Annotated in this window: 20 protein-coding genes; 3 read left to right on the forward strand and 17 right to left on the reverse strand. The window is 62.5% G+C overall.

From position 1 onward, the window contains the following. Nucleotides 1-355: 355 nt before the first annotated feature. From UP09_RS08645 to UP09_RS08685, 9 genes are all read right to left on the reverse strand, one after another. Entirely contained in the window at nucleotides 356-1,069 is a 714-nt protein-coding gene (locus UP09_RS08645; RefSeq protein WP_044537731.1) for an ABC transporter ATP-binding protein, read from the reverse strand. Beyond that, a complete protein-coding gene (locus UP09_RS08650) occupies nucleotides 1,050-1,814 on the reverse strand; it encodes an ABC transporter ATP-binding protein (protein ID WP_044537648.1) in 765 nt (254 codons plus the stop codon). The genes UP09_RS08645 and UP09_RS08650 overlap by 20 nt, the downstream gene beginning before the upstream one ends. After that, nucleotides 1,811-2,812: a branched-chain amino acid ABC transporter permease gene (locus UP09_RS08655; protein ID WP_044537649.1), complete on the reverse strand. Its 1,002-nt coding sequence runs from the start codon at nucleotides 2,810-2,812 to the stop codon at nucleotides 1,811-1,813. The genes UP09_RS08650 and UP09_RS08655 overlap by 4 nt, the downstream gene beginning before the upstream one ends. Then, a complete protein-coding gene (locus UP09_RS08660) occupies nucleotides 2,809-3,678 on the reverse strand; it encodes a branched-chain amino acid ABC transporter permease (RefSeq protein WP_044537650.1) in 870 nt (289 codons plus the stop codon). Before UP09_RS08660 ends, UP09_RS08655 begins: the two co-directional genes overlap by 4 nt. Nucleotides 3,679-3,681: 3 nt before the next feature. Beyond that, nucleotides 3,682-5,391, reverse strand: a complete 1,710-nt coding sequence (locus UP09_RS08665; RefSeq protein WP_245301829.1) for an amidohydrolase — start codon at nucleotides 5,389-5,391, stop codon at nucleotides 3,682-3,684. Nucleotides 5,392-5,394: 3 nt separating this feature from the next. Continuing rightward, on the reverse strand, nucleotides 5,395-6,573 hold the full coding sequence (locus tag UP09_RS08670) for an ABC transporter substrate-binding protein (RefSeq protein ID WP_044537651.1): 1,179 nt from the start codon (nucleotides 6,571-6,573) through the stop codon (nucleotides 5,395-5,397). Between the two features lie 85 nt (nucleotides 6,574-6,658). Further along, entirely contained in the window at nucleotides 6,659-8,095 is a 1,437-nt protein-coding gene (locus UP09_RS08675) for a glutamine synthetase family protein (protein WP_044537652.1), read from the reverse strand. A gap of 34 nt (nucleotides 8,096-8,129) precedes the next feature. Continuing rightward, the gene (locus UP09_RS08680) at nucleotides 8,130-9,485 is read right to left on the reverse strand and encodes an aromatic ring-hydroxylating dioxygenase subunit alpha (protein ID WP_044537654.1); all 1,356 of its coding nucleotides are present in this window, start codon (nucleotides 9,483-9,485) and stop codon (nucleotides 8,130-8,132) included. 43 nt (nucleotides 9,486-9,528) lie between these two features. Further along, on the reverse strand, nucleotides 9,529-11,229 hold the full coding sequence (locus tag UP09_RS08685) for an amidohydrolase (protein ID WP_044537655.1): 1,701 nt from the start codon (nucleotides 11,227-11,229) through the stop codon (nucleotides 9,529-9,531). Nucleotides 11,230-11,479: 250 nt separating this feature from the next. Between UP09_RS08685 and UP09_RS08690 the strand changes: the two genes are divergently transcribed. From UP09_RS08690 to UP09_RS08700, 3 genes are read left to right on the forward strand one after another with little or no spacing between them, the layout of a single operon-like run. Beyond that, nucleotides 11,480-12,703 (forward strand): NAD(P)/FAD-dependent oxidoreductase, encoded by a 1,224-nt coding sequence (locus tag UP09_RS08690; protein ID WP_044537733.1) that lies wholly within the window; start codon nucleotides 11,480-11,482, stop codon nucleotides 12,701-12,703. A gap of 16 nt (nucleotides 12,704-12,719) precedes the next feature. Then, entirely contained in the window at nucleotides 12,720-13,508 is a 789-nt protein-coding gene (locus UP09_RS08695; protein WP_044537656.1) for an IclR family transcriptional regulator domain-containing protein, read from the forward strand. Nucleotides 13,509-13,545: 37 nt separating this feature from the next. After that, a complete protein-coding gene (locus tag UP09_RS08700) occupies nucleotides 13,546-13,893 on the forward strand; it encodes a 5-carboxymethyl-2-hydroxymuconate Delta-isomerase (protein WP_044537658.1) in 348 nt (115 codons plus the stop codon). Between the two features lie 87 nt (nucleotides 13,894-13,980). On the opposite strand, the gene UP09_RS08705 is transcribed toward UP09_RS08700, so the two are convergent. From UP09_RS08705 to UP09_RS08735, 8 genes are all read right to left on the reverse strand, one after another. Next, complete coding sequence (locus UP09_RS08705; protein ID WP_044537659.1) at nucleotides 13,981-15,060, reverse strand: IS630 family transposase; 1,080 nt, start codon at nucleotides 15,058-15,060, stop codon at nucleotides 13,981-13,983. Nucleotides 15,061-15,210: 150 nt separating this feature from the next. After that, nucleotides 15,211-16,620, reverse strand: coding sequence for a DUF6537 domain-containing protein (locus UP09_RS36890; RefSeq protein ID WP_052833028.1), 1,410 nt, complete (start codon nucleotides 16,618-16,620; stop codon nucleotides 15,211-15,213). A gap of 117 nt (nucleotides 16,621-16,737) precedes the next feature. Then, on the reverse strand, nucleotides 16,738-18,726 hold the full coding sequence (locus UP09_RS36895; RefSeq protein WP_052833029.1) for an indolepyruvate ferredoxin oxidoreductase family protein: 1,989 nt from the start codon (nucleotides 18,724-18,726) through the stop codon (nucleotides 16,738-16,740). Next, nucleotides 18,723-19,118: a RidA family protein gene (locus UP09_RS08715; RefSeq protein ID WP_044537660.1), complete on the reverse strand. Its 396-nt coding sequence runs from the start codon at nucleotides 19,116-19,118 to the stop codon at nucleotides 18,723-18,725. The genes UP09_RS36895 and UP09_RS08715 overlap by 4 nt, the downstream gene beginning before the upstream one ends. Before the next feature lie 9 nt (nucleotides 19,119-19,127). Next, nucleotides 19,128-19,991 (reverse strand): alpha/beta fold hydrolase, encoded by an 864-nt coding sequence (locus UP09_RS08720; RefSeq protein ID WP_052833030.1) that lies wholly within the window; start codon nucleotides 19,989-19,991, stop codon nucleotides 19,128-19,130. After that, nucleotides 19,942-21,339 carry an amidase gene (locus UP09_RS08725; protein ID WP_044537735.1) on the reverse strand — a complete coding sequence of 466 codons (1,398 nt, stop codon included), beginning with the start codon at nucleotides 21,337-21,339 and terminating at the stop codon, nucleotides 19,942-19,944. The genes UP09_RS08720 and UP09_RS08725 overlap by 50 nt, the downstream gene beginning before the upstream one ends. Nucleotides 21,340-21,495: 156 nt before the next feature. Continuing rightward, a complete protein-coding gene (locus UP09_RS08730; protein WP_044537661.1) occupies nucleotides 21,496-21,903 on the reverse strand; it encodes a hypothetical protein in 408 nt (135 codons plus the stop codon). Then, nucleotides 21,900-23,084, reverse strand: a complete 1,185-nt coding sequence (locus UP09_RS08735) for an ABC transporter substrate-binding protein (RefSeq protein ID WP_052833032.1) — start codon at nucleotides 23,082-23,084, stop codon at nucleotides 21,900-21,902. Before UP09_RS08735 ends, UP09_RS08730 begins: the two co-directional genes overlap by 4 nt. Between the last annotated feature and the right edge of the window lie 53 nt (nucleotides 23,085-23,137).

Below are 23,137 nucleotides of genomic sequence, written 5' to 3' on the forward strand. Positions count from 1 at the left end.
CTGATGGCTACCTAAGTACCCGATTTTGCTGACGCGCCCGAAGAGACTCGCACTCCTGCTCCAGGCGCGAGAGAGGACTTCTCTGGATGTACTGTCGAGAGCAGTCGTCCGCCCGTCGCTCTGGATAAGGTCACGGCGCCCGTAGCGGGACCTGGCCCATCGCCCAGCCGCCTACATTCTTCAAAAACATAAATCCGTTCCGGCGGTTAGACCGGGACGGTGAGTGAATTATAATGAAAGTGGTTGCGGGGACTCGCAACCACCGATACCGACATTCGCTAGTAGTGGCCATTTGAACTGTGATCGGTCCCATCCGCCGGGATCGGCGTGATCGGGGAGCCAATGGTCTGGACTCCTAGTGAATACCAACCCCGACAAGGCGATCCACCAGTGCCCGATCCGCGATCAGCACCTCCGGTCTACCCGCCCAACTGGTGCGGCCGCGTTCCATCACCATGACGCTGTCGGCGAAATCCAGGGCGCGCTCGATCTGCTGTTCGACCAGGATGATGGTGACCTCTTTGCTTGCGGCGAGTTGGACGAGCAGCGCCATCAACTCGTCGCAGATTACCGGCGCCAGGCCCTCGAGCGGCTCGTCGAGCAGCAGGATCGACGGCTTGCCGAGCAGCGTGCGGGCCATGGACAGCATCTGCTGCTCGCCGCCGGACAGTTGCATGCCGTAATTGCGGCGACGCTCGCGCAGCCGCGGGAACATCTCATAGGCTTCGTGCAGCGCCGCGACCGGGCGGCCCTTCAAGCCGGTTCGCAGGTTTTCCTCAACCGTCAGCGACGCGAAGATGTCGCGGGTCTGCGGCACATAGCCGATGCCGAGATCGGCGCGCGTCGAGGTGCGCCGGTCGGTGATATCCTGCTCGCCGATTTTGATCTGGCCGTCATGGCGCGTCGAAAGGCCCATCAGCGTCGCCAGCAGCGTGGTCTTGCCCATGCCGTTGCGGCCGAGCACCGCAAGGCGATCGCCCGCCTTTACCGAAAATGAGATATCTTCGATGATCAGGGTCGGGCCATAGCCGGCGCAGAGGCCGTTGATTTCAAGGGGCGCGGCGGGCATCGGCATAGCTCCCGAGATAGGCGCGGCGGACTTCGTGGTCGGCGGTGACATCCTTGGGTGAGCCTTCGAAGATCAGCCGCCCGGCCGCCAGCACCAGCACGCGGGTGGCGAATTTGAACACCAGGTCCATGTCGTGCTCGATCATCAGCACCGCGATGTCGGCAGACAGCTGGTTGATGGCGTCTAGAATTCGTGGCGCCTCGTCGCGGGGAACGCCGGCGGCCGGCTCGTCGAGCAACAGCACTTTCGGCTTCAGCGCAATGCCAATGGCCAGTTCGATCAGCCGCTGCTGGCCGTAAGCGAGTTCGGATACCTTGCGGTAGGCCAGTCGGGCAAGGCCGAGACGGGCGAGTAAGCTGCTCCATTCGGCGCGCACGTCGGGGCGTTCGGTGGCGCCGGAAAAGAATCGCCTGGTGATACGCCGGCGCTGCATGATCGCCAGCGCGACATTGTCGGCCACAGTGAGATTCTGGAACAGCCGCGTGGTCTGGAATGTGCGCACCAACCCGCGCTGCACGCGGGCGGGAATGCTCTCCCCGGTGATGTCCTCGCCGCCCATCAGGAACTGGCCCGAACTCGGTGCTATGTCGCCGGTGATCAAATTCACCAGCGTGGTCTTGCCGGCGCCGTTGGGCCCGATCAAGGCGACGCGGTCGCCGGGCCGCAGCGTGAAGCTGACCTTGTCGGTGACGTGCAGGCCGCCGAACGCGCGGGAGATGCTGCGTGCTTCGAGCAGGTCAGTCATGACGGCCTGCCCTTCCCCGCCCTGCGCCGGACCAGCATGAGTACGGGTTCGATCAGTCCACGCGGCGCGAACACCACGATCAGGATCAGCAACAGCCCTACCAGCGTCATCCAGTGAAACGGATTGGCGGCTGAGACAATGTGCTCGAAAATCTGGAAGATCAGCGCGCCGGCCAGCGCGCCCCACAGATGTCCCGCGCCGCCCAGCACCAGCATCACCAGCACCTCGGCGGAGCGCTCGAAGCCGACGCTGTCGAGTCCGACCACGCCGGTGCTGATCGCGGTCAGCGCGCCGCCGACGCCGGCCACCGCGCCGGCAACGCCATACATGATGACCAGACGCGGATAGACCGCGACGCCGATCATTTTGGCGCGCAGGTCATCATCCTTGATGCCGCGACACAACAGGCCGAACGGCGAGCGCACGAAACGAGACAGGGCCACGAACACCACGACCAGCGTGGCAAGCGAGAACAGGAACGCGGTCCGGCTGTACATGTCGAAACTGTAGATGCCGAACACCTTGCCGGGCAAGATTCCGGATAGGCCGTCGCTGCCGCCGGTCAGCCATTGCAACTTGTTGGCCAGCGCCGCCACCAGTTGACCGACGGCGATGGACAGCACCAGTTGCGGCAAACCTCGAAACCGGGCGATCAACGCGCCGGAGATCAGGCCCATCAGCGTACCGGCGACGATGCCGATCGCCAGCAGTGCGACAGGATCGGTCACGCCGCGCACGCAGGCGATGCCGACGGCATAGGCGGCGACGCCGAACTGCGCCGCATGTCCCAGCGTGGCGATGCCGCAATAGCCAGTGACCAGATCGAGCGACAGCACCAGGAAGGAGATGCCGATCAACCGCGTGAGCAAAGCGAGATCATCGGGAAATAGGAAACAGCCCACAGCGCCGAGCGCGATGATCGTCAGCGCGCCAAGCCCTTCCTGCACGAAGGGAATGCTGCGCTTGCCCGGCACGTGATCGATGGCGATGTCAGTCATGCGTGCGACCTGCCGAACAGACCATGCGGGAACAGGAACACGATGACGATCACGGTGAGATAGAAGAAGAACTCGCCGAATTCCGGCGCGAGATATTTGCCGGTGGTATCGGCAAGGCCCAGAAGCAGCGACGCCGACAGCGCACCCATGATCGAACCGGCACCGCCGACCGACACTACGACGAGGAACGTCACCATGTAGCGCAGCGCGTAGAACGGCTCGATGGGCAGGATTTCAGCGCCGACCACGCCGCCGAAAGCGCCGAGGCCAATGGCCAGCGCGAAGGTCACTGCATAGATAATCTCGGTGCGAATCCCCAGCGCATCCGCCATGCCGCTGTGATCGACGGAGGCACGCAGCTTGATGCCGAATTCGGTCTTCTCGATCAGGAGCCACAGCGCCAGCGCGGTGGCGACGCCGCAGGCGATCACGAACAGCCGATGCGTCGGCACCGAGCGGAAGCCGATGTCGAGCGGACCGCTCAGCAGCGCCGGCAGGGGGATCGTCTTCAGCGACGGTCCAAAGACAAAGTTGACCACGCCGATAATGAAGAAGGTGATGCCGATGGTCATCAGCACCTGGATCAAGGGATCGGACTTGCGGTAAATCCGGCGATACAGCAGCAGCTCGAACGGAATCGAGACGATGATGGTGCCGACCACCGCGATCAAGATCGCCAAACTGTAATGCACGTGCAGATCGCGGATTGCGTAGGAGGCGAGATAGCCGCCGATCATGGCGAAGGCGCCATGGGCCAGATTCACCACGCGCATCAGACCCATCATGATAGACAAGCCGATGGAGATGATGAACAGCACCATGCCATACGCCAGGGTGTCCGTCGCGATGTTGAGAGCCGTGCGCATGATTTATCCTGCGCCGAAGCCGTGGCCGAGCGCCCACTCCGGTCGCAACACGTTGTGGACGACCTCGCCGCGCAACATTGTCATCAAAACCTTGGTCTGCCGCAGTGACGCAGCATCCTGGACGAAGGGATCACGGTCGAGCGCAATCAAGTCGGCCGCCATGCCTCGCATGAGCGTGCCGCGCCAGCTTTCGTGCTTCATCGCAAACGCGCCGCCGACGGTATAGGATTGGATCGCCTCGCGAACGGTGATGGCCTCGTCGGGACCGATCGGCGTGCCGCTGTCGGCGGCGCGGCCCACCGCATCGGCGATGCCGTCCCACGGCGACCATGAGCCGGTCGGCGCGTCGGAGGTGGCGACATAAGTGACGCCGGCGGCGATAACGCTGCGGCCGGGATAGCAGCTATCGGCACGCGGGCCGAAAGCGCCAGCGATGGAGCGCCGCATCCGAGTGAGAAAGCTTGGCTGCATCACCACCAGCGCGCCGAGTTTCTGCATCCGCGCCAGGCCGCCGGCCGGCGGAACGAAGAAGTGCTCGATGCGATGCCGGGCGTTTTCCCGCGGCTGCGCGGCCTGCGCCGTCTCATAGGCGGCGATGACGCAATTCGTGGCGCGGTCGCCGACGCTATGCACGGCGACCTGCCAGCCGGCGCCATGCGCCGCGACGATCGTGCGCTGCAATTCCGCCTCGTCGCGCATGAAGAAGCCACGCGTCGGCGTGTCATAAAACTCTTCGCTCACTGCGGCGGTGCGCGCGCCAACGATGCCATCGGCAAAATATTTCAGCGTCATGCACTGCCAGTCGGCATCGACCGTCGGGGTCAGGCCGCGCGCCGTAGCCTCATGGGGATCGAGCTGATGCATGAAGCCGAGCCGCAGCGGCAAGGCTGCGCGCCCGCGGATCTCGTTCCAGATCGTGAACTCGGCGTCGAAGCCGGTGGTGAAGCCGACCGCGGCCTCGACTGCCGCAACTATGCCGAGCTGCGCGCTATCGTCGATGGTCAGGCGCAGTGCCTTGATCAGCTCGGCGCGGTCCATCGGCGGCGCGGCGCGGAAAAACAGTTCTGCCGCGGCCTCCTTGGCGCTACCGTCCAGGCCGCCATCGGCAGCACGACCAAAGGCGCCGCCTTCGGGATCGCCGATCGGATCATCGATGCCTAACAGCCGCAGGGCGGCGCTGTTGGCGACCGCCACATGGCCGCAGAAGCGGCGGATCAGAACTGGATGATCGGGAATTGCCGCGTCGAGTTCGCGGCGTGTCGGCAAGCGGCACTCGGCCAGGCCATTCTCGTCGAGCCCGGCGGCATAGACCCATTTGCCCGGCGCAATGGTCTGCGCACGGGCAACTAGCAGCTTCAGCACGCTGCCGATATCGGCCGCGTCGCGCGGTGACACCGGAATCTGCAGCCGGGCATGAGCAATGGCGAACAGATGGATGTGGGCATCGGTGAGACCTGGGATGACCGTGGCGCCCTGAAGATCAATGATGTCGGCGGCGGCCGGTGCGTCCGCGCGCGCGCCGGTCCACACGACCTTGCCGCCGGCGACGATCATGCTGTCGGCGGGGGTCTCATCCCAGGCCGAGCGATAGATGCGGCCGTTGATCAGGCCGGTGGAATGCGCGATCGAATTCATGGTCGATACGATCTTCTCCATCGAGCAATGATGTCGCCAAACAATCGGGATTCCGCGCAGCGCGGAATCCCCGGTCATTTGTTACTGCTTGCTCAGCGCCCAGTCCGGCTGATCCAGGAAGACGGTATCGCCTTCCTTGTTGATCAACTTGCCGTCGACCTTGGTGACGGTGCGCAGGTAGACGTTCTGGCGAATGTGGCGGGTTTCCGGATCGATCGACACCGGACCGCGTGGGCTGATCCATTTCATGCCCTTGACCGTCGCGATCGCTTTCTCCGGATCACGCTGGCCGTCGGTGGCCTCGATCATTTTGTAGATCACGCGGGCGCCGTCATAGGCGGCGACGCCGGTCATGGCAACGTCCTCGATCTTGCCGCCATTCTTGACGATCGAGGCCAGAAATGCCTTGTTTTCCGGGGAGTTATGCGACAGCGCATAGTGATAGGTCGAGAGCATGCCGATGGCGCTATCGCCGATGCCCGGCAGATCGATCTCGGTAACGACGTCGCCGGTCGACATAAGCTTGACACCGTCGGCCTTCAGTCCGTTGTCAACATAGGCCTTGATGAAGCCGAGTGCCGGCGGCCCTGCCGGCAGGAAGGTGAAGATGGTGTCGGCGCCGGACGACTTGATCCGCTGCATGATCGGGCTGAAATCAGTGGTGTTCAGCGGAATCCGAATGGCCTCGACCACAGCGCCGCCGTCGGCCTCGAACGTCTTCTTGAAGGCGGCTTCGGCATCGATGCCGGGCCCGTAATCGCTGACCGCGATGGCGACCTTCCTGGCGCCGTTCTTGAAAGCGATGTTAGCGGCCGGCACAGTGTTCTGCCACATGGTGAACGAGGTGCGGACGATATAGGGGCTCTTCTCGACGATCGACGAGGTCGCCGCGTTGAGCACCACCAGCGGCGTCTTGGATTCTTCGAGCAACGGCGCGATAGCCATGGCGTTGGGCGTAAAATAGATGCCAGCCAGATATTGCACCTTGTCCTTGACGATCAGTTCCTGCGCCAGCGCCTTGGACTTGGCGGGGTTCGGGCCTTCCTCGTCCCTGTATATGAATTCGATCTCATGGCTGCCCACTTTGTTGCCATGCTCGGCGACCCAGGCATCGATGCCCATCTTGTAATTCGCGCCGAACAGCGCGTAGGGCCCGGACATGGTGCCGATCACGCCGACCTTGATCACGTCAGCGGAGGCCGTGCCCGTCATCAAGCCAAGGATAGCCAGTGTCAGAATGGATTTAGCGCGCTCGTTCATTACCGTTGTCCTTTACAAAACTGAAGCTTGATTCGACTGCAAACGTGTTGCGAAAGCTGTATTCAATAAACGTGCCGATCGTCGGTCAGAACATCTCGAAATATTCGCGCTGCTCCCAGTCGGAGACTTCGGCCTGGAAACGATCGATCTCGGCATTCTTGATGTGGGTGTAGTAGTCCACCATGATCGCCCCCATGGCCTCGCGGAAGAACGGATCATCTTTCAAGGCGAACACCGCTTCGCGTAGCGACTTCGGCAACAGGACGGCGTCGCTCTCGTAGGGGGTATCGGCGGAGGGGCCGGGGTCGAGCGCGCGATCGACGCCATCGAGACCGGCGAGAATCTGCGACGACATATAGAGGTAGGGATTGGCGGCGGGCTCGCCTACGCGGTTTTCCAGCCGCGTCGCGGAATCGCCGGGACCACCGAGCACGCGGATCATGGCGCCGCGGTTGTCGCGGCCCCAGATCGCACGGTCCGGCGCCAGCGAATAGGAGCGGTAGCGCTTGTAGCCGTTGATGGTCGGCGTCGTGAACACCGTGGCGGCGCGGGCATGCGCCAGCAGCCCGGCGAGATAGCCGCGGCCGAACAGCGACAGCGTCTCGTTTGGGTCTGAGGACATGAAGGCGTTCTGGCCGGTGTCACGCGACACGATGGACTGATGCAGATGCCAGCCCGATGACACCACATTGGGAATCTTCGGGCGGCACATGAAGGTGGCGTGGTAGCCGCGGCGATGGCAGATCTGCTTCACGGCGCTGCGGAATAGCACCATGCCGTCCGCCGGCATCAGGCCTACGGTGGGCTGGAAGGTGAATTCGCACTGGCTCGGGCCGTATTCGACCTCCACCGAACGCAGCGGCAGACCGAGCGCCAGCACGTCGCGGCGGATGAATTCAAGAACCGGCTCCATCTGGTCGTAGCGTTGCTCGGTGAGATACTGGTAGCCGTGCGACAGCAGGCTGACGTCCGGCGGGCGGCCGGGCTGGCCAGCATCTTCCGGCGCCATGCGGGTTTCTTCGAGCTTGAAGATGTGGCACTCGACCTCGAGCCCGGCGACGAAGTCATAGCCGCGCGCGTTGAGTTTGGCGAGCACGCCCTTGTAGAGGTTACGGGTGGCGAACGGCACCGGACGGCCGTCGGCGAAATGCACATCGCACAGCACCCAGCCGGTGCCCGCCGACCACGGCAGCACGCGAAAGGTGGAAGGATCGGGGATCATCAGCACGTCGGCGGCGCCCTCCATTTCCGGGATGCCGAAACCGCCGCCGGCGGTGAACACCGGAAACACCGTCTTGTGCGAGGTGTCCTTGGCGAACATGGTGGTGGTAATGGTGCAGCCGCTTTCGAGGCAGCGCATCGCCTCGCTGGCGACCAGCGTCTTGCCGCGCAGGATGCCGTGCTGGTCCGGAAACGACAACCGGATCACTTCGAGCTTCTGCTCCTCGACGAGACGCCGGAGCCTGACGGCGGCGTCCTTCTGTTCTGGGGACCACAGACCGTGGCGTTCGACGAAACTCAACGCACTCTCCTCGAAAAGTTTTGACGAAGGACGATCACTCGGCGGCCGACAGACGCGGCGCGGTCGCGGGGGTTTCATTCGGCACCGTTGCGGCCCAGGGCGCGCCGCGGCGGCGGGCGACGTCGACTTCCATCCAATAGGTTTCCCAGCCGCGGGTCGGGCCGATGCCGTCCATAGTGCCGGGCCCCTGGATGCTGCGCGCGTTCTCGGCGTTGAGGAACATCAGCGGCTTGATGCCGCCGGCGACCTTTTCGATTTCCTGCCGCAGCAGTTTTCGGTAGGCGATGATCGCCTTGTCCGACGAGCCGAGATGCTCGCGGGTGCGGTCCTGGATCTTGCCCATGGATTCCACCGCCCACTGATCGTGGACGTTGATGTCGGCGCCCATGCCGGTATAGGTCTCGTGGGCCTGCTCATGCGGATCGAAGCCGTAGTCATTGCTGCGATTCTTTCGCGATTTGTAGTCGGGCAGCTCGTAGAGCTCGAGGCGCTGGTCGCGCATCTTCTGCTTGTCGACCGGCTTGGTGTAGCTGGTGAAGATCGCGTACCAGTAGCAGTTCTCGTCATCCACCGGCACATGCCACTGCGAGATGGTCATCTCGGTGCTCATGGGAATGACGAAACCGTGCGGGAACACCTGGTTGGTGACGCGCACATGGGTGCGCCCATCATCGAGCTCGCGCAGCGCGACCAGACGCAGGCCGTATTCGGTGCTCTCGACATTGATGATCGGGCGATCGTATTCGCGCAGAATCTTGGTCATCGGCAACTCGCTGCCGGCCGAGGCGCCGCGAAACTGCTTGCCATAGGCGGCCGACGTATCCTCGTCCTCGAAGAAGCGGTGCAGGAACGAGGCGTGGGCAGGATCGATACCGACCTCCAGCGCCTGCAGCCAGTTGCATTCGAACAGGCCCTTGAAGGCAAAGGTGTAGGCGCCGGGCGCCGCGAAACAGTCGAGTTCGGGAAATGCCGGCGCTTCGCCCTCGCCGAGATACGCCCAGAGAATGCCGCCCTTCTCGACCACGGGATAAGCGCGCTGCTTGACGCCGGCGCAGAGTTTGGAGGATTTCGGTTCGGCTGGCGTCTCCAGGCACTTGCCGTTGACGTCGAACAGCCAGCCATGAAAGGCGCAGCGCAAGCCGCCGCCTTCGAGCCGCCCGAAGGCGAGATCGGCGCCGCGATGCGGGCAGTCGCGATCGAGCAAGCCGTAGCCCTGTTCGCCGCGGAACAGGACAAAATCTTCGCCGAGCAACTTGACCGGCTTGATCGGGCGCTCGCCGGCGAGTTCGTCCACCAGCGCCGCCGGCTGCCAATACATCCGCATCAATTTACCAGCCGGTGTCTTCGGCCCGACACGGGTGATCAGGTCATTTTGCTCTTGGCTCATCATGGTGAGTTCTCCTTTCGGGCACGATCGCTGGCGACGTCACGGCTCAGCGTTGAAATACGACTTTGCCGCCGACCACCGTCATATCGGCCTTGATATCCTTGATCTGGTCTTCCGGGACGGTCATGAAATCCGCCGAGAGAACGACGAGATCGGCGAGTTTTCCGACCTCCAGCGTGCCCTTCCGCGTTTCCTCGAACATGTATCGGGACGCCGCGCTCGTATAGAGCCGCAGCGCCTGCTCGCGGCTGATCGCTTCCGATGCACCATAGATGTGTCCGGCCGGATCCTTCCGCGTCACCATGATGAACATGTTGAGGAATGGATTGATCGGGTTGACTGGAAAATCCGTGCCGGCGCCGAGACTGTCGAGCCCCATCTTGTCGATCAGGGTCCGGGTAGGAACGGCGCGGTCCGCGGTCGCCTTGCCGAGGAAGCGCTCGACAGTGGCGGCCTTGTCCCACATGAACACGTTCTGGAAATCGACCCGCACGCCGAGCTGCCGCGCCCGTTCCATCTGCTCGGGCCTGATCAGGCTGGCATGGATTAGGATGAAGCGGCGATCCTTGATGGACTTTTCCTTGTCGGCGGCCTCGAACGCGTCGAGTACCTGATCGACGCCGAGATCGCCTACCACATGGACGCCGACGCGCCAGTTGTACTTGTTGGCAATCGACACCAACTGCTTCAGCCGCTCCGGCGTCTGCTGGGCGATGCCGTGATAATCGTCATGGGAATCCGGATAGACGTCGCGCATCATCGCGGTCTTCAGGGTCATGCCGCCGTCGTAGAAAATCTTGATGCCGCCGAGCTTGAGCCAGTCGTCGCCAAAGCCCGACGTGGCCCCATTGCCGCTCATGATCGCCTCCCAGGCCGACAGCTCCGCCGGCGGCTCCGGCCGGAACATGGTGCCGACACGCAAGGTCGCGGCTCCGGCCAGGGCGATCTTCTCAAGGATCCGCGTGTCGCGCGCGCTGGTGGCGCCTTCGACCACGCTGGTGATTCCGAAACTGTTCAGCGCCGCCTCGGCGATCGTGTACTGCCGGATCTCATCCTCCTCGGTATAGGGCGGCACGACGTTCTCGATCCGCGAGATCGCCGTTTCAACGAGAACGCCGGTCAGATCACCGGAAGCATCCCTCTCGAACGACCCGCCGCTCGGATCGGGCGTGGTCCGATCGATCCCGGCGGCCTTCAATGCGAGGGAGTTGGCCATCGAAAAATGACCGACGGTCCGCAGATAGACCGGATTTTCAGGCGAGACGCTGTCGAGCTCCTGCCGGGTGAGATAGCGCTTTTCGACGAGTTGGGACGGCGGATGCCATCCGCCGGTGGTGATCCACGCACCAGGTTTTTTCCCGGCTACGAACTCCTTGATCATCTGCAGCGCGCCCGCGACGTTCCTGGCAGCGCCGAGGTTGACCACGTAGTCCCCGAGACCTGCCGCCTTGAAATGCGCGTGGGTGTCGATCAGTCCGGGCACCACGGTTTTGCCTGCAAGATCGATGACGCGGGTTTGCGGCCCGACCAGCGGCTTGATCGCCGCATCGCTGCCTACCGCGAGGATCCTGCCGTCCCGGACGGCGAGCGCTTCGGCCACGGTCGCGTGGCCATCCATGGTCAGGATTTTTCCGCCAGTCAGCACCAACCGCGGCACGTCGGCATCCGGCTGCTGCGCGACCGCCGACTCCGCGAAGGCACAGCCGGCGATGAATCCGGCGATCAGCAGTCTCGCGGTAGGCTTCATGGCGCCCTCTAAAGTGTTCAATAGACGAACATATGTGCGAATATGCCTATGATGCCTTCAACTTTGTTTTGTCGCAAGCCCTTTTTTAATGCTGCAGTGCCGGTGAAAGCGGCATTGACGTCTGCAGCGCAGCGATGCAAGGAGATCTGCTTGCTTCGTTCTTATATCGAACTTATGTTCGTTTATTGAACTTAGCGGCGCGTGACAGCGTCAAATTGATGCCTCAGCGCAACGGCACGGAGTGATGATCTTGAGCGGGTTGCTGATCATTGGCGCGTCCTATGCCGGCGTACAGGCGGCGATCAGTGCGCGCGAGAGCGGCTATCAAGCCGCCATCCGCATCGTTGCCGACGAGGCCGACCTGCCCTATCAGCGGCCGCCGCTGTCGAAGGGTTTTCTCGCCGGCACCGTCGCCCACAGCAACCTGATCCTACGCGGCGCGGACTTCTTCGCCGCCCATCGGATCGACATGCAACTGGGCGCGCGCGTCGTGCAGATCGATCGCGATGCCCGTCGTGTTGAACGGCAGGGCGGTGAACAACTCGGCTATGACACGCTGTTGATCGCTACCGGCTCGCGCGCGCGCAAACTCACCGTTCCCGGCTGCGACCGCGAAGGCATTGCCCATCTGCGGACCCTCGACGACGCGGTGAATCTGAAACAGCGCCTCGAAGCGGCCCAGTCGGTGGTCATCGTCGGCGGCGGCTTCATCGGGCTCGAAGTGGCGGCCACGGCGGCCAAGGCTGGCAAGACGGTAACTCTGGTCGAAGCGGGATCGCGGCTGCTGGAACGCGCGGTATCGCCGCTGATCTCAGGCTACCTGCTCGATCTGCATCGCGGCCATGGCGTCGATATCCGGTTCAACGAAACCGTGACGCGCATCGACGACGGCCCGGGCGGCGCGCATGACTTGCTCTGCGCCGACGGTACCCGCGTCCACTGCGACCTGATCGTCGCGGGCATCGGCGGCATCGCCAATGACGAGCTTGCCTCGGCGGCCGGCCTTCGCTGCAGCAACGGCATCGACGTCGATGAATTCGGCCGCACCGACGCGCCGGAGATCTTTGCGGCGGGCGACTGCAGCAATCATTATAACCGCATCGCTGGGCGGCGGGTGCGACTGGAATCGGTTCAGAACGCCACCGACCAAGGCAAGGCGGCCGGCGCTGCCATCGCCGGCAAGTTCGACCCCTATGACAGCGTACCGCGGTTCTGGTCCGACCAGTACGACGCCAAGCTACAGATCGTGGGCCTCTCAGCGCCGCAGGATGTCGCAGTGATCCGTGGCCCCCTCGATCAGGGCAGGTTCTCGGTATTCTACTATCGCGACGCCACGCTGACCGCAGTGGACAGCATCAACCGGCCGGGCGACCAGATGATCGCGCGCCGGCTCATCGCGGCGTCGATCTCGCCACTGCCCGATCAGGCCGCCGACGCGTCGTTTGACCTGAAAAAGTTGGAAGCCGTCGGTTGACGCGCAGGAGGGCACGATGCCGAAGCTGAAACGCAGTCCGGACGACACCCGCGGCGGCACCGATTTCATCGAAAGCCTCGACCGTGGCTTGCGGGTATTCGAACTGTTCGGCGCCGATCCGCGGCCGTTGACTGCCAGCGATCTCGCCAAGGCCGCCGATCTGCCCCGCGCCACCGCGCGCCGGATCCTGTTCACGCTGGAGCGCGCCGGCTATGTCGCCAGCGACGGCAAGCTGTTCACACTAACGCCGCGCGTGCTGACGCTCGCGGCGTCGTATCTGTCGTCCAACCAGGTAGTGACGATTCTGCAGCCGGTACTCGACCGGCTCTCGAGCGCCGCCCAAGAGATCAGCTCGCTCGCCGTTCTCGATGGCAAAGACGTGATCTTCATCGCCCGCAGCAGTCCGGCCCGGGTGTTCTCGTCTGGCATCGACCTCGGCTATCGCCTGCCGGCGTTTTGTAGTTCGGTCGGCCGCGTCTTGCTGGGCCGGTTCTCGAACGACGAAATTGAAGCGGCCATCAATGCTGCCAGTCTGACGCCAATGACGCCGTACACCGTTACCGACAAGGTGCTGCTGCTCGCGACCATCGTTACCGATCGCGAGAAGGGCTACTCCCTGGTGGATCGGGAAGCCGAACCCGGCTTCCGTTCCATCGCCGTCCCAATCCGACGTTACGACGGCACCATCGCTGCCGCCATCAACATGGGCGCGCATGTCGATCGTGTCTCGACCGGTGAAATGATCGACCGCTTTCTGCCACTTCTGAAACAGGCTGCCGATTCCGTAAAGTCGCAGCTGCTGTGACCAGAACTCAGACGGCAGAGCAATAACGAGCAATGACATGCCGCATCTGGTGATCGAATATTCTAGCGAAGGACATGAGCGCTTCGATGCGGCGGAGCTTATGCGCGCCTTGCACGCCGCAGCAGCGTCGACAGGCGTGATGCAAGCGCGGGATATCAAAATCAGAGCGATCTCATACAACGATTATCTGGTTGCGGGAATTCGAGATGGCTTCTGCCATGTCTCCGTCTTTCTGCTGGAGGGACGTGCGCCGGAGGAAAAGCTGAAATTGAGCGAGAGCTTACGCGCAAGTTTGTCGAAGACGTTGCCTGGAACAAAAAGCCTGAGTGTCGATATTCGCGACATGGACTCGTCCGCGTATAAGAAGCGATTGATTCCCAATTAGGCTCTATTGACAACAGATGGAAAGCAAAGCTTGCAGCAGGGAGGCATAAGAGGGCGAACAACGAGATGATAGCCTTGCTGGATGGTCCTAGTGGATCGAATCTAACACTTGGTGCCCGCGCCTGACGGCGGCGATGATTTTACGCGGGTCGGCGGTCCAAACAAACGGCTTGGGCGCTTGGTTTGTCTGCTCGATGAAGCGATCGATCGCGGTTTCAAGCTCGACGACGGAATGGAAGACGCCGCGTTGCAGACGCTGCTTGGACAATTTCGCAAAGTATCCCTCCACTGCGTTAAGCCAGGAACAGGACGTGGGCGTGAAGTGCAAGAAGAACCGTTTGTGGCGTGCCAGCCACGCCACAACGGCTGGATGCTTGTGAGCGGCGTAGTTGTCGAGAATGACATGGACCGTCTTTCCAGCCGGAAGCTCGGCGTTGATGGTGTTGAGAAAGCGTATGAACTCCCCGTGGCGGTAGCGCTGCATGCAGCGGCCGATCACCTTGCCCTCCAGCACGTCCAGCGCCGCAAAGAGTGTGGTCGTTCCGTTGCGCTTGTAATCGTGGGTCATGGTGCCAGCGCGGCCCTTCTTCATGGGAAGGCCGGGCTGGGTGCGGTCCAGCGCCTGGATTTGGCTCTTCTCGTCGAACGAAAGAACGATGGCATGGGCCGGCGGATCGACGTAGAGCCCTACCACATCGCGCAGCTTCTCCACGAACCTCGGGTCATTGGAGAGCTTGAACTGTTTGACCCTGTGAGGCTGAAGGCCATGCGCGCGCCAGATGCGGGAGACGGCGCTGGCGCTGATGCTGCAAGCCGCCGCCATCAGCGCTGCGGTCCACTGGGTTCTCTCTCCCGGCGGCGGGCTCGAGGTCAATGCCACGACGCGCTCGGCCACGTCCGGGCCAAGCGGAGCTATGCGCGAAGGCCGCGTCTTGTCGCGCAGCAAGCCCACGACGCCCTCCTGCATGAACCGCTCCTGCCAGCGCCAGACGCAGGTCTTGGACTTGCGCGTCCGGCGCATGATCTCGTTGGTCCCCAGACCCTGAGCCGAAAGCAGCACGATCTCCGCTCGCCAGACGTGCTTCTGCGCCGCGTTGCGGTCCTTCAAAATAACCTTCAGCCGCCTGCGCTCCGAAGGCTTCAACGTGATGGATATTCCCGTTCGCATGCGTCAGACTCGCACGTCCGGTGTCGCGTGGGAATCCCGGATGGGATTCAAATGTCAGACTGGAACCACTAGGTTGGCACCTTCTGGACCTGAGCCGCCGCGCTGAAGATGCCATCGCGGCAACAGCATCGCGACGACGCGCCAGTACATCTAGGCAGCGTTGGTCAGGCCATCGGCCGAGTTCTTACTGAATTGCACGCGCAATGCGTCGACGCGGGCTTCCGCTCGCTTCACCGATTCATCTTTCACCGGGCCGTAGCCTCGGATCTCGTCCGGATAAGAAGCCAGAGCCACGGCAGCTTCGAGGTTCGCGCCGTCGAGGTAGACCACGATTTCATCCACCAAGGCGAAGTACCGATCGCGCAACATCCGCTCCATGCGGCGCTCGCGCATCCAACCAAATGGATCCAGTAGGGAGCCGCGCAGAACTCTTCCTCGCGCCAACAAACGCAACATCGGCAACAGATACTTCGCCGAAAACGCCCTCTTGCGCGGGCGTCCGCTGGCCGGATCACGGCCAAAGAGGATGGGCGGAGCCAGATGCAGCTTGAGCGCGCCGCCATCGAACCGGCGCCGCAGGCCGTCCCAGAAGGATGGATCGGCCAGCAAGCGGGCGACTTCGTACTCGTCTTTGTAAGCCATGAGCCTGAAGGTGTTCCTGGCCACCGCTTCGGTCAGCCGGGTCGAGCCCGCGGCCACCTTGTCTTCCGCTTCTCGCACCCGTTCGACTAGGTGACGAAAACGTTCGGCGTAGGCGGCGTCCTGATAGGCCCGCAACGCGCTGACTCGAACGGCGATGCGCTCCTGCAGCGTGTCGACAGGCTTGGGCGCCATTGTCGTCGCCTGCTCTTCCGGAGCCAGCAGGCTCTCCGCCGCGTCGGGATCCGCGAAGTACAATCTTCCGAGGCGGAAGGCCCGTAGCGTTCCGACGACATCCGCGCCGTTCAATTGGATCGCCTGCTCCATCGCCTCGGGCGACAGCGGCAGCACGCCCATCTGCAACGCGTATCCCAGCATGATCATGTTGGCAGAGATGGAATCACCGAACGCGCGCCGGGCAAGGTCGTTCGCCGGCACGCGAACCGGCTCTCGTCCTGCTCGCCGTTCGAGGCGACGGACGAGACGCTCGGCATCGAGATCGATATTGCCGTTCTCATGGAACGTCTGGGTCGCCGTCACCTGATCGTCGACGAGAATCGTTGTCGAGCACCCCACCGTCTTCAACGCTTCGAGTTGGGTAGCCGCGATGGCGTCGGACGCGACCATTAGACGGGCATCCTCCAGACCGAGGCGCAGCGGCGCCACGCTCTGCAGTGTGGGAAGGATCCGCAGGTGGCTGTACACCGCCCCGCCCTTCTGGGCGAGGCCGGTCATGTCGTAGATGCCGACGCCCCGGCCCTCCAGATGAGCCGCCATTCCGACGATCGCGGAGGCCGTCACCACCCCGGTCCCGCCGATGCCGGCCAGCAGTATGCCGAACCCTCCATCGCCGAGGTCGGCGGCTTCCGGCCTGGGCAGACCGGCGAGTACCGCGTCGAGATCGAGGGGTTTAGGCTTCATGAGCCTGCCGCCTTCGATGGTTACGAATGAAGGGCAAAACCCTTCGAGGCAGGACATGTCGCTGTTACAGCTCGCCTGGTCGATGCGACGCTTGCGGCCGAATTCCGTTTCCAGCGGCTATACCGACATGCAGTTCGAGGCCCGGGAGCAGTCACCGCATCCCTCGCAGACCGCGGGGTTGATGACGACGCGCTTCGAGGCGGCGGCGACCTGCCCTCGCTTACGCCTCTTGCGCTTCTCGGTCGCGCAGACCTGCACGTAGACGATCACGGTCGTTCCTGGGACCTTACGCAGTTCGCGCTGCACATTCTCCATGTGCGTGCGGTGAAGGACCGCGACCTCGGCCGGCATCGACTGTCCGGATCGCACCGCGTCCGGATCTTCGGCCACGACCACGACGCGCTTTGCCCCCTCCAAGAGGACCTGTCGCACGATAGCTTCGACCGATAGACCGCTCTCGACGGTCTGACCGCCCGTCATCGCGACCACGTCGTTGACGAGTATCTTGAAAGTCACGTTGGCATCGGAAGCGGCTGCCGCTCGGATCGCCAGCGATCCCGAATGGGAGAATGTGCCGTCACCGAGATTCACGAACACGTGCTTGGTGTCCGTGAAATGCGACAACCCGATCCAATTCACTCCTTCCGCCCCCATGTGGGTGCAGGGCAACGGGTTGCGGTCCATGAACTGCACCAGGCCGTGGCAGCCGATCCCGGCCACGCCGAACGACCCGTCCGGCAGCTTGGTCGACCGGTTGTGGGGGCAGCCGGAACAGAAGACAGGACGGCGCGCCAACGGCCCGACGTCAACCTGCTTGAACGATTCCATACGACCGAAGAGACCCTCGATCGCTGAGCGCAGCGCCGCGGCTTCTGCGAGGTCGGCGGGAATAACGGCGAGAATACGAAGACCGATGGCCAACGCGACAGTGGCGGCATCCAACGGCTCGTCCGCCGGGAGGAGCTCCTCTCCATCCGGGGTCCGCTTCCCCGAGATGTTCGGCCGCCGGGCCCAATGGTACATGAGCGCGGCCGCCTGGAACTCCATGTGCGGGCGCTTCTCTTCGACGAACAGCAGCTCCGCAGCGTCCCGCGCGAATGTATTCAAAGGCTCTGGATCGAGCGGGTAGATCAGGCCCACTTTCAGAACGCCGATGCCCAGCCGCCGCGCGACGGCATCATCGACACCTATAAGCCGCAGTCCGTCGACAACGTCCTGGAAAGCCTTGCCGGCCGTCACGATGCCGAGGCGAGAAGGGTTCACCGCTCCGAACGCAACGCGATCGATTCCATTCCGTCGCGTGAACGCGTGCACGCGCGGGAGCTTGTTCCGGACTATCCTCTGGTCCTGCGCCGTTACCGCCAGCATTTCCACGCGGATGCTGACCTCGTTGCGGACCGTCGACTTCTCTTCGAGGACGGGAGCGAGTTCGTCGAGCGAAAAATCCACAGCCTGGGTGCAGTCCGCCGTCTCGTTGACGAGCTTCAATCCAGCGAGAAGTCCGCATTCCCGCGACATCGCGAACCCGGCAAGGCCAAACTTGAAGATGTCGTGCACGTCCGATGGATAGAGGATCGGCACTTCATGGGCGGCAAGCGCGAGGTCGCTCTGGTGCGCCAGAGACGATGACTTGCCGGCATGGTCGTCGCCGAATACCAGCAGCACGCCGCCGTTGGGATGGGTGCCCGACATGTTGGCGTGTTTGATCGCGTCGCCGGATCGATCGACGCCGGGTCCCTTGCCATACCACATGCCAAACACGCCATCGACGCGGCGCCCGGGTACGAAGTCGATCTGCTGACTGCCCCACACGGCGGTCATCGCCAGATCTTCGTTCAGCCCCGGCTCGAAGACGATGTCCGCGGCCTTCAGCCGGTCGGCGATCTTCAGGAGCTCGTTGTCTACGGTGCCGAGTGGCGAGCCCCGATAGCCCGAGATGTAGCCCGCCGTGCGCAAGCCACGCCTGCTATCCAGTTCTCGCTGCAGTAGCGGCACCCTCGACAAGGCCTGCTTTCCGGTGATGAAGATCGCACCGTCCGTTAGGTCGAATTTGTCTGAAAGCAATACTTCGCGCATGACCGGAGCCTTCAGCAATTTGTCGTTCATTGTTCCGGAATCGCCGCAGTGCAGTCGATCTCCACCCGGACATCCGGACGCACGAATTTCGAGACTTCGACCAGCGTGCTTGCCGGCGGATCGATCCCTGCGAAGAACTCCTCACGGATCTTATTCGTCACGGGGTAATCGCGGATATCGAGCACAAATACGTTCATCTTCAGGACGTGCTGGAATCCCCCGCCCTCCTCCTTAAGGACAGATCGGATGCGCTCATAGATGACACGCGTCTGCGCCTCCGCATCCTGCGCGCCCGATTCCCGCGCCGTCACGCCCGAGACGAACACCAGCTTGGTTCCCGCAAGCGGGAGCACTGTCGCGTGGGCGAACTTTCCGAACGGAGCAGGCAAGGCATCGTAAGTCCGCGATCTTGTGGCCGTCATTTCAACTCTCTATGTGATGATCGCCGCGGAAGCGCGCGCGAGATGCGCCAGCGCTCGCTCGCGAAAGTCTTCGTCAGCGAGCGCAGAAGCGTGATTGACGTCCGGCATAGTCTGCCCGACACCTCCGGGAAAAAGCGCCGCAACACGATATGGAGCACCAGCCAGCTTGTCCTGCTCGCCGACTATGACCATTGTGGGCGCGGTCACGGCCGATAGGCGTTCTAGATCGAAGACGCCGGACTGCCCACGCAGGCATGCTGCGAGAACTGCGAGGTCGTTGAACGGCCGCGATGCTGCATGCTGTCTGAAACGAACGGCGTAGGACGGGGGTTCTCGTCGATTCGGCGGCCGATCGTCCTCTGGATCAAGAACGTCGGCGAATTCCGGTGCGAGCCCGACGGTCGCGGCGATCCGATCGCCCATGCCGCCCAGAACCAGACTCACGACACGATCGCCCAACTCGAGCGCCACAGACATCGCGACGTGCGCCCCCATCGAATAGCCGACAACGCTGAACCGAAGGTCTCCCCAGCAGTGGTCGCACAGCGCGGCAACGTCGCCGGCAAACGCGTCCAGTCGGTAGTCCGCGGGTTCGCGGGATTTCACACTCCGGCCGTGCCCGCGCAGGTCCGGCGCAATCACGTCGAATCCCGCCGCCACCAGAGCATCGAACCATCCGGTCTCGACCCAATCGTCGCTCGCATCGGAAGCAAAACCGTGCAGCAGGAGAACTGGCGTTCCTCGACCCGCCCTCAGAAACGAAACATAGGCCGAGCCGCCCGTGGCCAAGCCACCGACGTCCAGCACATGTCGCATTGCTCGATCAACCGACATGGGCGCAAGCCTGTGGTCGCGCCGGATGCCTGCGATCATCGAGGGCCTCGATCATCGCCGCCGCGGCGATGGCTACGCCATCCCTCCCCGGGGCGCCCCCGACCTGCAACCCGATGGGGAAAGCGCCCGCCTTGCTGTGCCAAGGCACCGAGACGGCCGGACCATGCGAGAGATTAAACAGCGGCGTGAACGGACACCATCTAAACCAGTCGGCCGCTTCGGCAGCCGGCGCGTCAGTACGCAACGGCAGGCAGGGCATGGTAGGCGTGAGCAGCACGTCGATGTCATTGATCAGAATGGCGGACAGTCGGCTCGCGATCTCTTCGCGCCGTCGTTGCAGCTTAAGCAAGTCCTCCGCCGTCAAGCTCTGCACCGGTGCAATGAACTCGAGAAGAGCGGCGTGCAGCCCGGTGCGTTTCTCATCGGGAACCAGCGATACGGCATGGCTGCAACCGAGACGGTAGAGCGCGCCGACGATGTCTCGGGACTCCTCGATCGGAACTTCCACGGTCGTGATCGGCGCCTCCTCGGCGATGACAGACAGCGCGTCTTCCCACGCCGTTTTCACGACGGGATCGAGGTAGCTGGACAGTCCGGCAGGCACGCCGATGCGGATCTTCGACAGCCACTTCCGTTCAGACCGGGGGAAATCGAGCGAAGTCCGAGCGAGCGACGTCCAATCCGCGCCGACCGGGCCGCTCATTACGGAGGCGGCGACCGCCGCGTCCGCGACGTTCCGCGTGATCGGTCCGATATGCGGAAGCTGCCAGAACGCCGCCGGATACGGATCCAGCGGTATCGTCCCGAAGGTCGGCTTGTATCCGACCACACCGCAGAATGCGGCCGGAATACGGACCGACCCCGCGGCATCGGTTCCGATCCCGACGACGCCCAACCCCAACGCCGTCGCTGCTGCAGCGCCGCCGCTACTGCCACCCGCATGACGAACCGGATCCAACGGATTCAATGTCACGCCGTTGAGCGGACTTTCGGTCAGCCCCTTCCAGGCAAATTCGGGCGTCGTCGTCTTGCCCAGGAAGACGGCGCCGCTCGCGCGAAGGCGCGCGATGGAGACGGCATCTCTCGGCGCGGCCGCGTTCGACGTCGTACGGGATCCCCGACGCGTCGGCCAGCCGGCGACGTTGAGCGTATCCTTGATGGTAATCGGGACGCCATCCAGCGAACCCAGCGCCTCGCCCTTGCGATATCGCGCTTCGGACGCTCGAGCCATTTCCAAAGTGAATGAGTCGTCGACCAGAACGAAGGCGTTGACGCCTGGATTCAAACGGCCGATCGCCTCGAGTTGCGCCCGCGCGACGCCCACCGGCGACACATCGCCCCGCTTGTAGCGTTCGTGCAGGCGTAAGGCTTCTCCCTCAATCGACATAAACTTGATCCCGCACAGCGGCATAGTCCGGTACGCGCCGGAGATAGGCCTGGCTGTTTGCACCATAATTCAACCGCGGAATCAGCACTCGCTGCATTTCGACCCCTCCAACCAGACGCGCCACACATTTTCAGCCATTCGCAGAACAGCGCCGTGTCAGATGGTCGTCCTCCCTTTCTTCAGAATCGTGTCGGCAACGTCGCTCCACAAGCGGGTGTACGTAATACAATCGCCGCTGATGTCGAACTTGTAGATGAATCTAATTCCTTCGAAGGTCGTATCATCCATCCAGGTGCCGCGAAGTATGCCGTCGACATAGGCGACGGCGTCTTTACCGCTTGCAATGATGCGAATGTCCTCGATCATGTGTCGAATGCCTTTGTGGCGGGTCTTCGACCACTCAAGTAGCCTCTCGACGCTCGGAAACTTTAACCCACCCGGGTATTCGAGGGTTGCCGGATCGCGACTCAGCCGCTTCACTCCTTCAACGTCGTCGGTTTCCATGGCGCTGATGTATTGGCGCACCAGCATTTGCATCAAAGTAGCGTCGTGCGGTGCGGTCATTTGGCAATCTCAAAGCGGCCATTATGAACGACGGCCACGAACATGCCGCGAATGTCTAGGCCGAGATGATCCGTGGCGGAATAATTGTAGACCCCAGTTGCAGCGGGGAATTCCTTGATGGTTTCGATGGCGTCGCGCGTCTTAGCCCGAAACGCATCGATATCCTTCGGCGATATACCCGCTGCCATAGCCCGTTTCATCGCCTCGATCGAAACCAGGACGGAATCCCAGCCACTCACCGTGAACATGTCCGGCTTCGCTCCTCCGAACTTCAATTCGTACTTCTCTACCAAATTGTCGAGAACGGGCTTCAACACGTTTTCCGCTGGAATCCGATCATAGACCATCACGGCGCCGACTCCCGCAAGGCCTCCCTCGATCGACGACGGGTTGATCCCGAGAAATGTCCAATTCGCCACTCCGGCGCCGTGATAGATCGCCTTGCGAAAGCCAACTCGACTGAGCGCTTGATGGACAAGGTTTGCTGACGGCGGAATAGCGTGAAGATAGACGGCGTCGGAATCAGCTTGGCTTAGCCGTAACGCTTGCGGAGTGAAATTAGTATCCGTTCGCGAGAACCGTTCTGACGCGACGACTTGGATGCCATACTCCTTCGCGGCACGCTCGAACTCGACCTTGCCTGATTCGCCATAAGAATCGTCTAAACCTGCAAATGCGACCTTCTTGATGCCATGCGCCTTCATGTGATCAAAGATGCGCTTGAACATCAAACTTTCGGTAGGGACTGTTTTGAAAGTCCAGAAGCGTTCGTTGACAGGCTCAACTATCGTGGCCGCTGATCCCAGGGCCATGTTCGGCGTTTTTCCGTTCTTGACGACGTCGAGAATAGCCATCGACGACGGCGTCGTCGTGCAACAGATCACGATGTGCGCTTTGTCGTCCTCGATAAGTTTTCGCACGTTTATGACTGATCGGGTTGGGTCAGAACTGTCGTCGTAGGTGACAAAGCGAACCCTGAAGGGCAGATCTGTGCGCTTGGCGAGATCGTCTTCGAAGAGATTAATTGCATTCCGCTCTGGAATGCCGAGTCCTGATGCGGGACCAGTCGATGCTACTACACTACCGATCACGACTTCTGGCTTTTCCTCTGCAGGAGCGGACGCAGTTATCGAAGTCAGTATTAGAACTGCTGCGACAGCCGCGAACCTATCAAAGCTCATGTTGTTCTATCCCTTCGTAGCATAAGTCGATGTGCGTAGGAGAGCATCTCATG

It is taken from the genome of Bradyrhizobium sp. LTSP885 (assembly GCF_000938305.1).
Taxonomy (GTDB): domain Bacteria; phylum Pseudomonadota; class Alphaproteobacteria; order Rhizobiales; family Xanthobacteraceae; genus Bradyrhizobium.

Coding starts and splice junctions, on each gene's coding strand:
- UP09_RS08670 (WP_044537651.1), bottom strand. CDS start 6,573: ATGAACGAGCGCGCTAAATCCATTCTGACACTGGCTATCCTTGGCTTG.
- UP09_RS08695 (WP_044537656.1), top strand. CDS start 12,720: ATGCCGAAGCTGAAACGCAGTCCGGACGACACCCGCGGCGGCACCGAT.
- UP09_RS08655 (WP_044537649.1), bottom strand. CDS start 2,812: ATGACTGACATCGCCATCGATCACGTGCCGGGCAAGCGCAGCATTCCC.
- UP09_RS08705 (WP_044537659.1), bottom strand. CDS start 15,060: ATGCGAACGGGAATATCCATCACGTTGAAGCCTTCGGAGCGCAGGCGG.
- UP09_RS08645 (WP_044537731.1), bottom strand. CDS start 1,069: ATGCCCGCCGCGCCCCTTGAAATCAACGGCCTCTGCGCCGGCTATGGC.
- UP09_RS08725 (WP_044537735.1), bottom strand. CDS start 21,339: ATGTCGATTGAGGGAGAAGCCTTACGCCTGCACGAACGCTACAAGCGG.
- UP09_RS08735 (WP_052833032.1), bottom strand. CDS start 23,084: ATGAGCTTTGATAGGTTCGCGGCTGTCGCAGCAGTTCTAATACTGACT.
- UP09_RS08680 (WP_044537654.1), bottom strand. CDS start 9,485: ATGATGAGCCAAGAGCAAAATGACCTGATCACCCGTGTCGGGCCGAAG.
- UP09_RS08700 (WP_044537658.1), top strand. CDS start 13,546: ATGCCGCATCTGGTGATCGAATATTCTAGCGAAGGACATGAGCGCTTC.
- UP09_RS08715 (WP_044537660.1), bottom strand. CDS start 19,118: ATGACGGCCACAAGATCGCGGACTTACGATGCCTTGCCTGCTCCGTTC.
- UP09_RS08665 (WP_245301829.1), bottom strand. CDS start 5,391: ATGACCGGGGATTCCGCGCTGCGCGGAATCCCGATTGTTTGGCGACAT.
- UP09_RS36890 (WP_052833028.1), bottom strand. CDS start 16,620: ATGAAGCCTAAACCCCTCGATCTCGACGCGGTACTCGCCGGTCTGCCC.
- UP09_RS08720 (WP_052833030.1), bottom strand. CDS start 19,991: ATGATCGCAGGCATCCGGCGCGACCACAGGCTTGCGCCCATGTCGGTT.
- UP09_RS36895 (WP_052833029.1), bottom strand. CDS start 18,726: ATGAACGACAAATTGCTGAAGGCTCCGGTCATGCGCGAAGTATTGCTT.
- UP09_RS08685 (WP_044537655.1), bottom strand. CDS start 11,229: ATGAAGCCTACCGCGAGACTGCTGATCGCCGGATTCATCGCCGGCTGT.
- UP09_RS08730 (WP_044537661.1), bottom strand. CDS start 21,903: ATGACCGCACCGCACGACGCTACTTTGATGCAAATGCTGGTGCGCCAA.
- UP09_RS08650 (WP_044537648.1), bottom strand. CDS start 1,814: ATGACTGACCTGCTCGAAGCACGCAGCATCTCCCGCGCGTTCGGCGGC.
- UP09_RS08660 (WP_044537650.1), bottom strand. CDS start 3,678: ATGCGCACGGCTCTCAACATCGCGACGGACACCCTGGCGTATGGCATG.